A 13,842-nucleotide genomic window follows, 5' to 3' on the forward strand; every position below is an offset into this window, starting at 1 on the left:
AACATTCATTCAAATCCTTCTAGCAATCTAGCAACTTGTTCTGGATCTGGAAGCTGATTTTTTAGTTCTTGCGGTAGTTTAGAAACTATTTGGTAGGTTGCAACACCAATTGGTTTATTAGATTCCTTTAGTGCATATTCCACAATAGTTCTCTGTTTTGATTTACAAAGAATAATGCCAATAGAAGGATTTTCTTCTGGTAGCTTTACCGTATTATCTAAAACAGCTAAATAAAACTGCATTTTGCCAACATATTCAGGTAAAAACTTACCAATTTTTAATTCTATTGCCACCAGACATTTTAAACGGCGATGATATAATAGGATATCTATAAAATATTCTTCATCATCAACTTCTAAACGATATTGGCTACCAATAAAGGTAAATATTCCACCCATTTCTTGTAAGAAAGGTTGAACTTTTGCTAAAATTGACTCTTCTAGCTGTCGTTCGCTGTGTTCATCTCCCAATTCTAAAAAATCAAAAGTATATTCATCTTTAACTGCTAGCTTTAATTGGTTACGTATCTCTGCTGAGATGCTTTGATCAAAATTAGTTTGATTGAGCAGAGTTTTTTCATAAGTTTGATTTTCAATTTGGTGAATTAAAACGTTTTTTGTCCAGCCAAACTTCCGAGTCATTCTAACGTAAAATTCTCGTTCTAAGTCATCTTTACACTTTTCTAAAATGACTAAATTGTGAGTCCATCCAATTTCTGCAACCAATGGTTGCAGTTTTTCCTTTTGGCTATATGTGACGTAAAAGTTCCGCATATTCCAGATATTTCGGGCGGAAAATCCACTAATACCAGGAAACTCTGCTTGTAAGTCTTTTGCTAGCTTTTCTACTACCGATTTACCCCAACTAGCATCCTGTTGTTTGATAACAATCATCTGCCCAATATCCCAATACAGGCTAATCATTTCCCGATTAACTGCCTTTAATGCTTCGTACTGGGCTGAACGAATCCGTTGTTGTACTTCCATAAGTAGATGTGTGTAATCGTCAGAAATAGAATTACTCATAATGACAATATTTCAATCTCGCAAGTCAAAGTCCTTGTTCTCTTCTAGTTCCTGATTTCTGCCAATTAGATACTCAAATTGACTAACTTTTCTGAATAAAAATTCGATTGATTCCTCGTTTTCTTGAATTCGATTGTCGTGGTCTGAGAGTCGATTATCTTGAATAAGATTGTGCTGCTGCTGCGCTTTAATGCGATCAATCAGATCATTGATGACATAACGGAGTTGGTCTAAGGAGTCAGAGTTTTGGCTTTGCATCTAAGCTTTTCCTGGTTTAAAGGATTACATTAGAGCCTAGCATACATACTGGTTTTTATTTATACAAGCGATTTTAGCTGAAAAATGCTTAATTAAAGTTTATCTGTGAATAATGATTCTGTAACCATTAATAAACCAGACTGTGTGAATGCCTCTTTCGTGCTATCCTTGGCTTGTAGGGTCTTAAAATAATCCCTTCTCAGGGATTGAAACACAGATTCATCATTCACTGATGCTGACTCTACACTGCTAAAAAAGCAGTTTAATCCCTATTAGGGATCTCAACATGGCGTTATCCATATTTCATCCCCTTTACTCTTGAACCAATCTCTCAAGGTATCTAGCAATAGTGCAGACTGACCGAAGGCAATGCAGTATGGTGGTGTATTATCTAAAACACTATATTGGTCACGGTCACTAATTGGGTAAATCTGAAAGTGCATTGGCAATCGTCCTTGCGGACGTACTATCTCTAAAGGAAAAGGCAGCAGATAACTAACTAATGCCTGTTTCTTCAATTGCTTGTTAATTTCACTAACCCAATAGTTTGCAGGTTGCCAAACCTGAATACCTAACAACACCTGCACATCCCAAGTATCAGCAAAGGGTTTCAAGTCCCCAGGATAAGTAAATTTCCAATCTAGTCTTTCTTCTCGATAACGAAGTAATTTCATAAATCCTAAACAGTTTTTAAATCTGCCTTTGGGAATAGTTGTATCTGTGCGTTCTGCTATCGCTTGTCGCAGTCTTTCAAATTCTGTCCCCTTCATCGGTTCAATTTCCAAGTTGCTGAGAATTCCAGGTAAATCGTAGGTTTTGAATTTATCCGCCTCATTTTGCTCTTTATCATCATAAATTCCGCACAGTAAAGGACTCTTACCCCGAAAACTCACAGCCTCTTCTAAAATAGGATTTCCCTTATCTGTTCGTGAAAGTTCGTGCCATTTTTCTTCCCATTCTCTGCTACGGACAAACGCTGCTTTAAGACTGGCTTTTCTTTTATCAGTGCTGAAAACTATCTCACAATCATTCTTTAGTGCTTCCTGACTACCTGCTGCATATTGCTGTTTAATATTAGGATGTCCTAACTGTCGAACCAGTCGCATAGATTGAACAACACCCCATTTAAAGTAATAGCCTGTAAAATCATTAATTTTGCGGTATTTATCCCTAATTTGATCGTGAAAAAATGGACGTTCATAAACTTCGCCTGGCTTCAATGGTGGTGCTTCATCCTTCTCATCTTTTTCAAAAAGCTTTTTCACCAAAAATTTAGGAACAAGTGCATAAGCAGTAAAGTTAGTAAAATTAATCTGCTGTCCGTCACGTTCATAACGATCATGTCGTCCCAGTCTGCCTAAACGCTGGATAAAATTACCCGCATCTGCTGATTCAAAAAACAAGAAATTGATTTTGAAATCAACACCCACATCAATAGTGCTAGTTCCCAAAACTAAATCAGCATCAGAGGATTCTTCTTTGGTTTTTTTCCCAGATAAACCAGTATTTTCTTTAACTGTGAAATTATACGGCTGGAGAAAAGTTTTTAAAAAATCAGTTAACCGCTTCACAGCAGCAATGGAGTTAAGAATAATTGCACCTTTGCTACCTGGATGCTTTTGCAAATGACTTAAAATCAATTCTGAATTATTTTTTAACCAAGTTTCAGACGCTTTGGATGTAGATTCTAAATCGATAAATTGCAATGATATTTCCCACGTAACTTTTCGCCAACCTTGGGTTTCTAGCTGCTGAGACTCAGCAATGGTATCAGGAAATTGATACTTGGGGTCTTTTTCTTCTATTGGGTTGACGGGGTGACAGCGAAAACCTACTAATTTAAGTCTCTCAATTAATTGCGGATTTGGTGTAGCAGAAATAAATAAAAACTTTTTACGGCTGTTGGTGTGACGAATCAATAGCATTGTGTTGATTACACTAGCGATTTGTGGTGCTTGAAATACGTGGAACTCATCAAAAATAATGAGATTAAACCTCTTATCAATTCGATTCCAAAGTTTATCAGGATTATCTTTGAACAATAAATATGCACCATAATGTAGATAGTGAAAAATATCAGGGTTGGTAAGCAAAATATCCGATTGTGCAGTTCGAGTTTCTAAGGCTGCGCCTTTTTTCAAATTTTCTTCTTCAGCATAAATTTCTAATTCTTGTCCACTTAATCTATTAACGCGCGGTTTATGTTCAGGCTGAAATTGCTCAATGTATCCTTTAATTTGCTTTTCTTGATCTCTAGCGAGTTCGTTTGTGGGATATAGCCCTAAAACTGGAGAGTGTCTTTGCAAAATATCCAGGTATCCGGCGAGACTTTTACCATCACCAGTCATCGCAGTGTTGAATACTACATCAATATCTTGACGACGCAACGCCTTCAAAGTTTCTGCTTGATGCCAAGAAAGCAACCAATCTTTAGGTAATTTAACCTCGTCAGGTGTCGGCACAGTTTGCGAGTAAACAGGCTTGAGAGTAATCTTGCATGGTTCGTTAGTATTCACTTTTTTGATTCCTTTTGCAATCCTAAAGGAATTTCTACATAGCTATCTCTTGTCATCTCCGCAACGTATGCAATACAGGCTAGGATATCTTCTTGTTCCAAACCGGGATATTCTTGCAAAATTGTCTCTATTTTTTCTCCACTTGCAAGAAGGTCGAGAATTAAACTAACCCAAATGCGATGACCTTTAATACAAGGTTTACCGAAACAAATATTTAGATCAATGGAAATTCGAGATAGTAAATCGTTCTTAGTCATTGAAACTTCTCCAAATTTGTCGTAATTCTTCTCAATGAATCCTCTTCTCCTAATTCTATATTCGGACTTACACTTAAATAGTGTCCGCAACTGGTTGTTAAAAACTATATTGGCACGCAAAATAGAAGTTGACAAGAGAGTACAAGTATAAAGTATACGGACATTTTTAATGAGTCGAAAAGGTCAATCTATTACACTGTCGATATCAGAACGTGATAAAGCCGAGCTAGAAGCGATCGCTCGTGAATTCGGTATGATGTGGGGAGAAGAGCCTAACATCTCTAAGTTAATTAAAGCGATCGCTCAACGTCAGTTACTCATCGGTAACAATAACGATTGGAAAGAACCACGAATCAGGGCATTACATCGCTGTATCAATGCTTTGACAGACATCGGGCAAATTGAACAAGCCCAAATCATTGCAAACTTACTTCTCGAACGCAGCGAACTATCATTACCGTTGCGAGGCGAAATCGAACGTTTCTTAGAGAATTTGCCCCCAGCTTGGCGCTTAGAAATAGACCGCTATATCTTACGCGAACAGCCCTTTCAGCTTTCTTATCAAGATGCGAGACAACAAGTACTTAATTTTACCGTTCGCTACGCCAAAGTTACACCCCACGAAAAGCGGCAATATCTTGATTGCTGGTGCGAAGAAACAGAAGGAAACTTTGATATCCCAGAACTTGTTCACAACTGGAGTTTGCGATTAGACAGGATTACAGAAGCTGCTATTATGCCAATTTCTGGTGAGTGGCGAGCTAATTTGGCTGAAATAGAAGTGGAAATGCATTTATTTGCTGGCTTGGCTTTTGCCTATCAAGCTAAACCAGAAGACAATATTAATGAGTGGCTACCAGATAAAGCGCGAGTCCGGCGAGTTGTCAGGCGAGTATCTAGTACATTTTGGTTTAGCCGCGAAGTTATGCAATATGCACCAGATTGTGTAGTGATATTACCAGAGAATCTGCGCGATCGCCTTAAACAAAAACTCCTCACCCTCTGTCAGTTATACGATATCGAAACCAGAAGTTAACTGGTGCCGTCGCCATAACAAAATTAATTTCAGAAATACTCAGCGCTACTCTGCGCTGACTCCGCGTTCTTCTGCGTTTAAAAACTCTCCGAATTAATGCACAACCCTACTAAGTTTTATTCACCGCAAAATCTGGTCAATCATCCGGTTGGCTTGGGAATCATAACCACCCCCAAATAAGTTGAAGTGATTCAAAATGTGATACAGGTTATAGAGCGTTTTTCTCTGCTCATAGCCTGCATCTAACGGAAATACCTCGTTGTAACCTTTGTAAAAAGCTGCGGGGAAACCACCAAATAATTCTGTCATGGCGATATCAACTTCTCTATCCGCAAAATAAGTTGCTGGATCAAATATCACTGGTTCCCCCGACACAGTACACCCAGCATTTCCGCCCCATAAGTCGCCATGTACTAAGGAAGGTTGCACCTGATGATCCGCCAATAGTTCAGGGATAGCTGCTAGTAATTTGTCTTGCTGAGGAAAATTACCTCCCCGTCGCCTTGCCAACTGAAATTGATAACCCAGGCGATGTTTAATATAAAATTCCGTCCAGTCTGCTGTCCAAGTATTGATTTGCGGCGTGGAACCAATGGTATTGTTAATTTTCCAACCAAAACCTTGACTGCTGCTAGCTTTATGCATCGCCGCTAACTTGCGCCCCATTTCTTGCCATCGCGGAGCGTCTCGTAGAGAAGAGTTGCTGTTACCGCTACCAAGTTCCAACCATTCCAAAACGATGTAGCTAGAATTATCAGCAGTACCCCAGCAAATTGGTTTGGGAATGCGAATACTACCTGTTGCTAGCATTTCCTCTAAACCCAACGCCTCAGCTTCAAACATCGCAACTTGGGATGCAAGGTTTTGTTTGACGAAGTAGGTTCTCTCACCATTAGAGACAGCATAACCTTGGTTGATGCACCCGCCACCAACCGATCGCCGTTGCTGACTCTGAAATTTTTCGCCCGTCACCTGGCTAATATGGGTGTCGATTTGAGTCCACATGATTAAATTGGGGAGTAGGAGATTGCCTATTGCATCAAGGGTATATTTAAAGTCCGAGAATATTGTACCCGTGACATTCTTCGTTATTCGTTATCACTTGGGTTACAGCAGATTGCGCTCTAATCGAATACACGTAGAGACGTAGCACTGCTACGTCTCTACAAGGTTTCGGGTTTTATATATGTACTTCATTTACCTGAAATCTGCTGTAAGCGATCGCGTCTATCATATTGCCGTCCTGTAGTTAATGGTGTCGTCAAATATCTGTTGGTGACAAATAATATTAATTGTTGGGTTTTACTTCACAGGACTAATCGACTTGACGATTCTGAAGTGCTGCTATTCATTGCGGCAGAGCCACAAGTTTTGAGGTGTCAGCCCCCCGTTAGGTATTCCCAGTCAGAGACTGGGAACGAGACATTGGAGAGAGAATTTTTTTTGGAATTACCTTAGACCAGATGTTGCAAGCGACTCAGACGTTCTGAGTAACTTTTCATCACCTCTAAGGCAAACATAGGTGTTTCCTGAACGGCAAAGAAAAACCTTTCCTCATCAAGGAAAACCAGTTTGCTATCCACCTTGGCAATAGCTGTGTAAGTTCTATTTTTTACTCCTACAAGTACCCCGGCACCAAAAACTTCGCCCGTTTCAATGGTTTCTATAATTTTGCCATTGACTAATATATCTACCTCTCCTTCGAGAATGCCATATATCTCATCACCAGGCTGTCCTTCTTCAAAGATGACTTGTCCTGCTGAAAATGCTTTAGGATCGGGTTGTTTTTGAAAGATACTAATTGTTACCACAGGACTTAGCATTAGAGCAACCCCAAAATTCTTTGTTTTTAAACGAAATTTTTGGATAGGCAATAGGCGAACCCAGAAAATTGTACTACTTTCTGTTGATTAACTCTCAACCTCTGCAAAATTCCTGATTGTCTAGAGCAAAAAAGACTTCTAAACCAATATCTATCTTGAAACCTGTAGTTTTTCCCTGATGAAAAGGATTTGCCCTCATCCCCCAACCCCTTCTCCCATATATGGGAGAAGGAAAGCCAGAATTTCAAAGTCCCTCTCCCAGACATGGGAGAGGGATTTAGGGTGAGGGCAAAAACTACGGTTCTCAACTTAGATGAGGTTTAAGAAGGTTTTACGTAGTAAAACCGTCCCTCTCCGAGTCGGAGAGGGAAAGACTTGAACTAAAGGAGAGGTTTATTGAAAGGAGAATAAAATAGCAAATTTTGGTTTTCATGTCATCTTCTATAATTAATAAAACCTGCACACCTAATTTTAGGCATGAGACTGTGACCGAATCAGGAAGTTACAAAGATACTGTCAACCTACCCAAGACTAACTTTGATATGCGGGCAAACGCCATCAAGCGTGAGCCGGAAATCCAGAAATTTTGGGAAGAAAATAAAATCTACGATCGCCTCTTTGAAAATAACCCCGGCGAATTATTTATACTGCACGATGGGCCTCCCTATGCTAATGGCTCACTCCATATTGGTCATGCTTTAAATAAAATTCTCAAAGATATTATTAACCGCTACCAACTGCTACAAGGTCGTAAAGTTCGCTACGTTCCTGGTTGGGATTGTCACGGATTACCAATTGAGTTAAAAGTTTTGCAGAACATGAAGTCAGCAGAACGGCAAAATTTAACGCCTTTACAACTACGGCAAAAAGCGAAAGAATTTGCTTTAGTTACTGTAGATAACCAGCGTCAAAATTTTAAACGCTACGGTATTTGGGGTGATTGGGATAACCCTTATCTAACTCTGAAACCGGCTTATGAAGCAGCTCAAATTGGCGTGTTTGGTCAGATGTTCTTAAAAGGTTACATTTATCGTGGTTTGAAACCTGTTCACTGGAGTCCCAGTTCTAAAACTGCTTTGGCGGAAGCTGAGTTGGAATATCCTGAAGGTCACGTTTCCCGCAGTATCTATGCAGCTTTTCCAATCACTGGTTTGGCGGAAGCTGTAAAACCACTGTTGGCGGAATATCAGTCAGATTTGGGTGTGGCTATCTGGACAACTACACCTTGGACAATTCCAGCGAATTTGGCGGTGGCGGTGAATGCAGATTTGAATTATGCAGTGGTGGAAGTTTCACCTTCAGAAGCAAAGGCGCAGAGTAATTTCAAATACCTCATCGTTGCAGCTGATTTAGTCGAACGTTTATCTTCAACCTTGGGAGTTGAGTTAACTCTTCATACCACCTTTAAGGGTAATGATTTAGAACATACTACTTACCGTCATCCTCTATATAACCGGGAAAGTCCGATTGTTGTGGGCGGTGATTACATTACGACTGAATCGGGTACTGGGTTGGTACATACAGCCCCCGGTCATGGTCAAGAAGACTACATCGTTGGTCAGCGCTACGGTTTGCCTATCCTTGCGCCAGTGGATGACAATGGCAATTTTACCGAAGAAGCGGGAGAGTTTGAGGGGTTGAATGTGCTGGGTGATGGGAATCAAGCGGTAATTGATGCCTTAAATGCGGCTGGTTCTTTGTTGAAAGAAGAAGCATATCCCCACAAGTACCCTTATGATTGGCGGACGAAAAAGCCAACGATTTTCCGCGCCACTGAACAATGGTTTGCTTCGGTGGAAGGATTTCGGGAAGAAGCGTTAAAGGCGATCGCCACGGTAAAATGGATTCCAGCCCAAGGTGAAAATCGGATCACGCCAATGGTGGCGGAACGTTCCGATTGGTGTATCTCTCGTCAACGCGCTTGGGGTGTACCCATTCCCGTTTTTTACGACGAAGCCACCGGGGAAGTACTGCTGAATGAAGAAATTATCAACCACGTCCAAGGAATTATTGCAGAAAAAGGTTCTGATGCTTGGTGGGAACTTTCAGTTGAAGAGCTATTACCGGAATCTTATCGTCATAATGGTAAGTCGTACCGCAGAGGTACAGACACAATGGATGTATGGTTTGATTCTGGCTCATCTTGGGCATCTGTTGTCCAACAGCGTCCAGAGTTACGATACCCTGCTGATATATATTTGGAAGGTTCCGACCAACATCGTGGTTGGTTCCAGTCAAGCTTGCTCACCAGTGTAGCGGTAAATGATGTTGCACCTTACAAAACTGTGCTAACTCACGGCTTCGCTTTGGATGAACAAGGGCGGAAGATGAGTAAGTCAGAAGGAAATGTGGTTGATCCAAATATAATCATTGAAGGCGGGAAAAATCAAAAAGTAGAACCGGCTTATGGTGCAGATGTATTGCGATTGTGGGTATCATCGGTAGATTACTCCGGCGATGTCCGCATTGGTAAAAACATCATCAAGCAGATGAATGATGTTAGAGGCAAAATTCGCAATACGGCGCGGTTTTTGTTGGGTAGCTTGGATGATTTTGACCCAGAAAAAGATACAGTCCCCTTCGAGGAGTTGCCCGAACTTGACCGTTATATGCTGCACCGCATCAGCGAGGTATTTGAGGAAGTAACCGAAGCCTTTGAGAGTTTCCAATTCTTCCGCTTTTTCCAAACGGTGCAGAATTTCTGCGTGGTGGATTTATCCAACTTTTATTTAGATGTTGCCAAAGATAGGTTATACATCAGTGCAAAGGATGCTTTCCGCCGTCGCAGTTGTCAAACAGTGCTGAAGATAGCCTTAGATAATTTAGCACGAGCGATCGCACCAGTATTATCCCACACCGCCGAAGATATCTGGCAATATCTCCCTTACAAAACACCTTACAAATCAGTGTTTGAAGCCGGTTGGGTGCAAGTAGAAGAAAAATGGCGTAATCCAGAGTTAGCGGAATTTTGGTCAGCGCTGCGACAACTTCGCACCGATGTTAATAAGGTGTTAGAACAAGCCAGGATAGAAAAACTCATTGGTTCTTCTCTGGAAGCGAAAGCTTTGATTTATATACCTCACAAACAATTAGGCGATGCTATCAAAGCCTTTAACCCAGTTAAGGGTAACGGTATTGACGAACTGCGGTATTTATTGCTGACTTCCCAAGTGGAATTATTAGATTCTGCTCAAGGGTTGCAAGGATTAGAATACACAGCGCAGACGGAAGACTGGGGAATTGGAGTGGTGAAAGCAGATGGTGAAAAGTGCGATCGCTGTTGGAACTACTCTACCCATGTGGGAGAATCAGCAGAACATCCCTTAATTTGCGAACGTTGTGTTGCAGCCTTAGCCGGAGAGTTTTAACAGAATAAAACTCATAACTCTTGTGGGGTGGGCATCTTGCCCGCCCAAATTAGACATCTCCAGAAATTAAATTAAATATGCGTTATCCAGAGACGTAGCATTGCTACGTCTCTATATTCATTGTCGGAGATGTCTTTTTTTAAATTGGTATAAAATTCAAAATTACTCAGTGGTTTTTGCATATTGACTAGATTTTTGCTCTGAATTCTTCAAACGTGTCGCCTGACTTTTGCGGATGCGATCGCTTTTGCGAACAGCACCCGCCATTTCATATTCACGGCTGTCTTTGCCGTATTTGAAAGCAACTCCAATCAGCATTTTCTCAACCAAGTCATTTAAATTTTTGTCTAATTCATCCATTTCAGTTCTAGAAGAGTTAATCACGGCTAGAGCAGTATTATAAGCATCTATCTTGCTACGGTACTGCTCAATTAGTTGTGTCACGTTTTGCAAGTTGCGAATATCCCCAAAATCCATACTCGGATCAATCGCTTTAAATCCTGCCAGTCTTAATTCAGCTTTTTCTAAAACGCGGTATGTACGTTTTTGAGCAGTCATAAATGTATCCTTTTTATTGCCTTAGAGCTAGTTTGCCTTAGTAAAGCTCTATCTCAGTTCAGTAAAATCCTCATTTAACAGTATTAAATATGTCGAAAATACCAGTATTTATCACAAAAATTATGCTTTTGTTGATGAAACAGTTGCTTTTGTTAATGAAACAGTTGCTTTTGTTGATGAAACAGTCGCTTTTGTTAATTAAACAGTCGCTTTTGTTGATGAAACAGTTGCTTTTGTTAATGAAACAGTTGCTTTTGTTGATGAAAACGTTGCACCAAGAGATACGATGATAAGGCATCAGACGCAATTTATCGCGTCTTTGTAATTTAGAGTTTTCATCAAAAAACCTTAGCCAAATCGTATTGCTGCATAGCCGCGATTTGTAATCGCCAGGGCTAAAAATTATGGAATTTAGAACAAAGTCCGTGTATTAATAAGTTAGATAGCAAACACATAGTCAAAGGCAGTATATGATACTTGAGACTGCGGCGATCGCAATTGGTTCTGTAATAGCCACCAAAGCCTTAGAAAAAACGGGTGAAAAGGTAGGCGAAGCTTTATGGGATAAGACTGGCAAGTTTCTTGTCACCCTGAAAAAACAGTCTCCCCATACTGTAGTAGCTATAGAGAAAGCCCCAGACCAACCACTCGATTATGGCAAGGCTGTATTAGAGGTGCAATCTGCGGCTCAAACTAATCCTGAAGTGGCTCAAGCTGTACAGGAATTGGCAGAAGCAGCTAAAGCAGAACCAAATCCTAAATTCGCAGAAATTCTGGCTATGCCTAACTTAGAGAAATTGGCAGATAAAATTGGTCAGGTAGTTATGCCAGGTGGGACAGGTAATATTCAAAATCAGTCTTTTTAGGTGATTTCCGAGAAAGAAAATACCTGTGTTGGCGAGTTTCGACTTCGCTCAACTCTCGATCTTTCAGTTGGTTGAGCGAAGTCGAAACCAACGACGGCGGTATATTTATTCCTGTAAATTACTATATATGCCTGAAGACTCTGGCAAGTTTGCTGACAAAGTTGGCGTTTACGCCGCCCTCGGTTCTCAAGTTAATATTGGGACTCAAATTATTGAAGGGCAGAAACAGCTAACTCCCAGAAAATCTATTTCTTATCGCGGTTCTGTCAATTTTGTCGGGCGAGAAACCGAGCTGACAATGGTGCATGAAAACTTGCAGCCAGGAAATTATGTAGCAATAGCGGGAATGGGTGGCGTAGGTAAAACTGAACTAGCCACCCAATACGCCAGACGATACGAACAAGATTATGGGGGAATTGCTTGGTTTAACGACAGAGAAAATAATCTCGCCGCCGAAGTTTTAGAGTTTTTCTGGTTGCAGTTTGGTTTAGAGATTCCCCAAGAATTAGGAGGAAACTTTTTAAGCCTTAAACAACAAGTCGCCTGGTGTTGGTCTAGATATCCCGACTCTCCCTTGCCGATTTTAATCGTCTTTGATGACGTAACCGACCTAGCTAACCTTAGCGAAGTCGTACCCAAGAAGGATAACCGCTTTCGAGTCTTAGTTACTACTCGACTGCGAAATTTAGACGCAAATTTTATTCAAGAGATTGCCTTAGATGTTCTCTCGCCCCAAAAAGAACCAGGCAAAGCCTTAGAACTATTAAAACGACTGCTGAGGAAAACAGATAGGCGAGTTGAAAATCAACCACAAGCCGCAACAGCAATATGTGAATTTCTAGAATATTTGCCCTTGGGCATAGAATTAGTGGGAGGCTATTTAGTACGCGACCCGGACATATCTTTAAATATCATGTTTGGGCGATTGCAAGAACGTAAATTAGCAGAAGCAGCTTTACAAGACCGGAAAAATCTCAACTCAACTCAACTAGGAGTCAAAGCCGCTTTTGCTTTAACTTGGTCAGAACTCGACCCACTGGCGCAACAACTAGGAATATTTTTGAGTTTATTTTCTCCCGTACAGATTCTTTGGGATTTAGTTCTTTGGGTAGCGACAGGTGGAGGGGAAACAGAAAATCAGGAACAAAAACAGCTAACTTGGTCAGAAGATGAATTAAACGCAGCTAAAAACCAACTCTACGGGTGCAACTTGCTGCAACTCTTAGAAGGAAGAACAGGATGTTATAAAATTCATGCCTTGGTGCGGTGGTTTTTGCAAGGGCAGTTAGCCGATGCTGGCGAGATGAAATCAGTTTTGGAAACAACCTTCGCTACTGCGATGATAACCAAAGCTCAAATCCTTCCTGATTCTGCCACTTCTGAGCAGATTGAAAGCATCAGAGATATCGTTCCCCATCTGGAAGACCTGGGTAAACGTATAATTGCAGAGATAAAAGAACCAAAAGAGGCAGAGATAATTTCTCTAGCATCAGTTCCCAATGATGAAGTAATTTGGGTATTTTTAGGGGTAGGAAGATTTTACGAAGGACAAGGACTATATAAATTAGCAGAACCTTGGCGTGAAGATTGTGTAAAAGTTTCCCAATCTTTATTTAGTGGAGACCATCCCGATGTAGCTGGTAGCTTGAACAATTTAGCTTCCCTCTACGATAGCCAAGGACGGTACAGCGATGCCGAACCTCTGTTGATTGAAGCCCTGGCAATGACAAAGCGCCTGTTTGCTGGGGACCATCCCGATGTAGCTGGTAGCTTGAACAATTTAGCTTACCTCTACGATAGCCAAGGACGGTACAGCGATGCCGAACCTCTGTACATTGAAGCCCTGGCAATGACAAAGCGCCTGTTTACTGGGGAGCATCCCGATGTAGCTACTAGCTTGAACAATTTAGCTTACCTCTACGATAGCCAAGGACGGTACAGCGATGCCGAACCTCTGTACATTGAAGCCCTGGCAATGAGAAAGCGCCTGTTTGCTGGGGACCATCCCAATGTAGCTACTAGCTTGAACAATTTAGCTTCCCTCTACGATAGCCAAGGACGGTACAGCGATGCCGAACCTCTGTACATTGAAGCCCTGGCAATGAGAAAGCGCCTGTTTGCTGGGGACCATCCCA

General features: G+C 41.0%; 11 protein-coding genes. 4 read left to right on the forward strand and 7 right to left on the reverse strand.

What is annotated here, in order from left to right; translation table 11 throughout:
- Positions 1-5: 5 nt before the first annotated feature.
- The 4 genes from V7K50_RS03565 to V7K50_RS03580 all read right to left on the reverse strand — a co-directional run bounded on the left by V7K50_RS03565 (position 6) and on the right by V7K50_RS03580 (position 4,056).
- Positions 6-1,025 carry a PDDEXK nuclease domain-containing protein gene (locus V7K50_RS03565; RefSeq protein WP_334957337.1) on the reverse strand — a complete coding sequence of 340 codons (1,020 nt, stop codon included), beginning with the start codon at positions 1,023-1,025 and terminating at the stop codon, positions 6-8.
- Between the two features lie 12 nt (positions 1,026-1,037).
- Entirely contained in the window at positions 1,038-1,283 is a 246-nt protein-coding gene (locus V7K50_RS03570; protein ID WP_334876976.1) for a hypothetical protein, read from the reverse strand.
- A gap of 281 nt (positions 1,284-1,564) precedes the next feature.
- Positions 1,565-3,799 carry a type I-D CRISPR-associated helicase Cas3' gene (cas3, locus tag V7K50_RS03575; protein ID WP_334957339.1) on the reverse strand — a complete coding sequence of 745 codons (2,235 nt, stop codon included), beginning with the start codon at positions 3,797-3,799 and terminating at the stop codon, positions 1,565-1,567.
- Positions 3,796-4,056, reverse strand: coding sequence for a DUF433 domain-containing protein (locus V7K50_RS03580; RefSeq protein ID WP_334957341.1), 261 nt, complete (start codon positions 4,054-4,056; stop codon positions 3,796-3,798). Before V7K50_RS03580 ends, cas3 begins: the two co-directional genes overlap by 4 nt.
- A gap of 169 nt (positions 4,057-4,225) precedes the next feature.
- Between V7K50_RS03580 and V7K50_RS03585 the strand changes: the two genes are divergently transcribed.
- Positions 4,226-5,092, forward strand: coding sequence for a WYL domain-containing protein (locus V7K50_RS03585; RefSeq protein ID WP_334957343.1), 867 nt, complete (start codon positions 4,226-4,228; stop codon positions 5,090-5,092).
- Between the two features lie 120 nt (positions 5,093-5,212).
- Here V7K50_RS03585 and V7K50_RS03590 read toward each other — a convergent pair whose 3' ends face one another.
- Together V7K50_RS03590 and V7K50_RS03595 are read right to left on the reverse strand one after the other, a co-directional pair.
- On the reverse strand, positions 5,213-6,097 hold the full coding sequence (locus V7K50_RS03590) for a fructosamine kinase family protein (RefSeq protein WP_334957345.1): 885 nt from the start codon (positions 6,095-6,097) through the stop codon (positions 5,213-5,215).
- A 449-nt stretch (positions 6,098-6,546) separates the two neighbouring features.
- Complete coding sequence (locus V7K50_RS03595; protein ID WP_334957347.1) at positions 6,547-6,915, reverse strand: Crp/Fnr family transcriptional regulator; 369 nt, start codon at positions 6,913-6,915, stop codon at positions 6,547-6,549.
- Between the two features lie 485 nt (positions 6,916-7,400).
- On the opposite strand from V7K50_RS03595, the gene ileS reads away from it, so the two are divergent.
- Entirely contained in the window at positions 7,401-10,283 is a 2,883-nt protein-coding gene (gene ileS / locus V7K50_RS03600; protein WP_334957349.1) for an isoleucine--tRNA ligase, read from the forward strand.
- A gap of 162 nt (positions 10,284-10,445) precedes the next feature.
- Here ileS and V7K50_RS03605 read toward each other — a convergent pair whose 3' ends face one another.
- On the reverse strand, positions 10,446-10,841 hold the full coding sequence (locus V7K50_RS03605) for a hypothetical protein (RefSeq protein WP_334957351.1): 396 nt from the start codon (positions 10,839-10,841) through the stop codon (positions 10,446-10,448).
- Between the two features lie 470 nt (positions 10,842-11,311).
- Here V7K50_RS03605 and V7K50_RS03610 point away from each other — a divergent pair, with 470 nt between their 5' ends.
- On the forward strand, positions 11,312-11,707 hold the full coding sequence (locus V7K50_RS03610; RefSeq protein ID WP_334957353.1) for a hypothetical protein: 396 nt from the start codon (positions 11,312-11,314) through the stop codon (positions 11,705-11,707).
- A gap of 127 nt (positions 11,708-11,834) precedes the next feature.
- Positions 11,835-13,842 (forward strand): tetratricopeptide repeat protein (locus tag V7K50_RS03615; protein ID WP_334957355.1); only part of this gene is annotated, 2,008 nt, incomplete at its 3' end.

Source organism: Nostoc sp., from assembly GCF_036917135.1.
GTDB lineage: Bacteria > Cyanobacteriota > Cyanobacteriia > Cyanobacteriales > Nostocaceae > Nostoc.

Bases quoted from the DNA above. Each gene is read 5' to 3' on its own strand.
- V7K50_RS03610 (WP_334957353.1), top strand. From the start codon at position 11,312: ATGATACTTGAGACTGCGGCGATCGCAATTGGTTCTGTAATAGCCACC.
- V7K50_RS03590 (WP_334957345.1), bottom strand. From the start codon at position 6,097: ATGTGGACTCAAATCGACACCCATATTAGCCAGGTGACGGGCGAAAAA.
- V7K50_RS03565 (WP_334957337.1), bottom strand. From the start codon at position 1,025: ATGAGTAATTCTATTTCTGACGATTACACACATCTACTTATGGAAGTA.
- V7K50_RS03570 (WP_334876976.1), bottom strand. From the start codon at position 1,283: ATGCAAAGCCAAAACTCTGACTCCTTAGACCAACTCCGTTATGTCATC.
- V7K50_RS03580 (WP_334957341.1), bottom strand. From the start codon at position 4,056: ATGACTAAGAACGATTTACTATCTCGAATTTCCATTGATCTAAATATT.
- V7K50_RS03605 (WP_334957351.1), bottom strand. From the start codon at position 10,841: ATGACTGCTCAAAAACGTACATACCGCGTTTTAGAAAAAGCTGAATTA.
- V7K50_RS03595 (WP_334957347.1), bottom strand. From the start codon at position 6,915: ATGCTAAGTCCTGTGGTAACAATTAGTATCTTTCAAAAACAACCCGAT.
- V7K50_RS03585 (WP_334957343.1), top strand. From the start codon at position 4,226: ATGAGTCGAAAAGGTCAATCTATTACACTGTCGATATCAGAACGTGAT.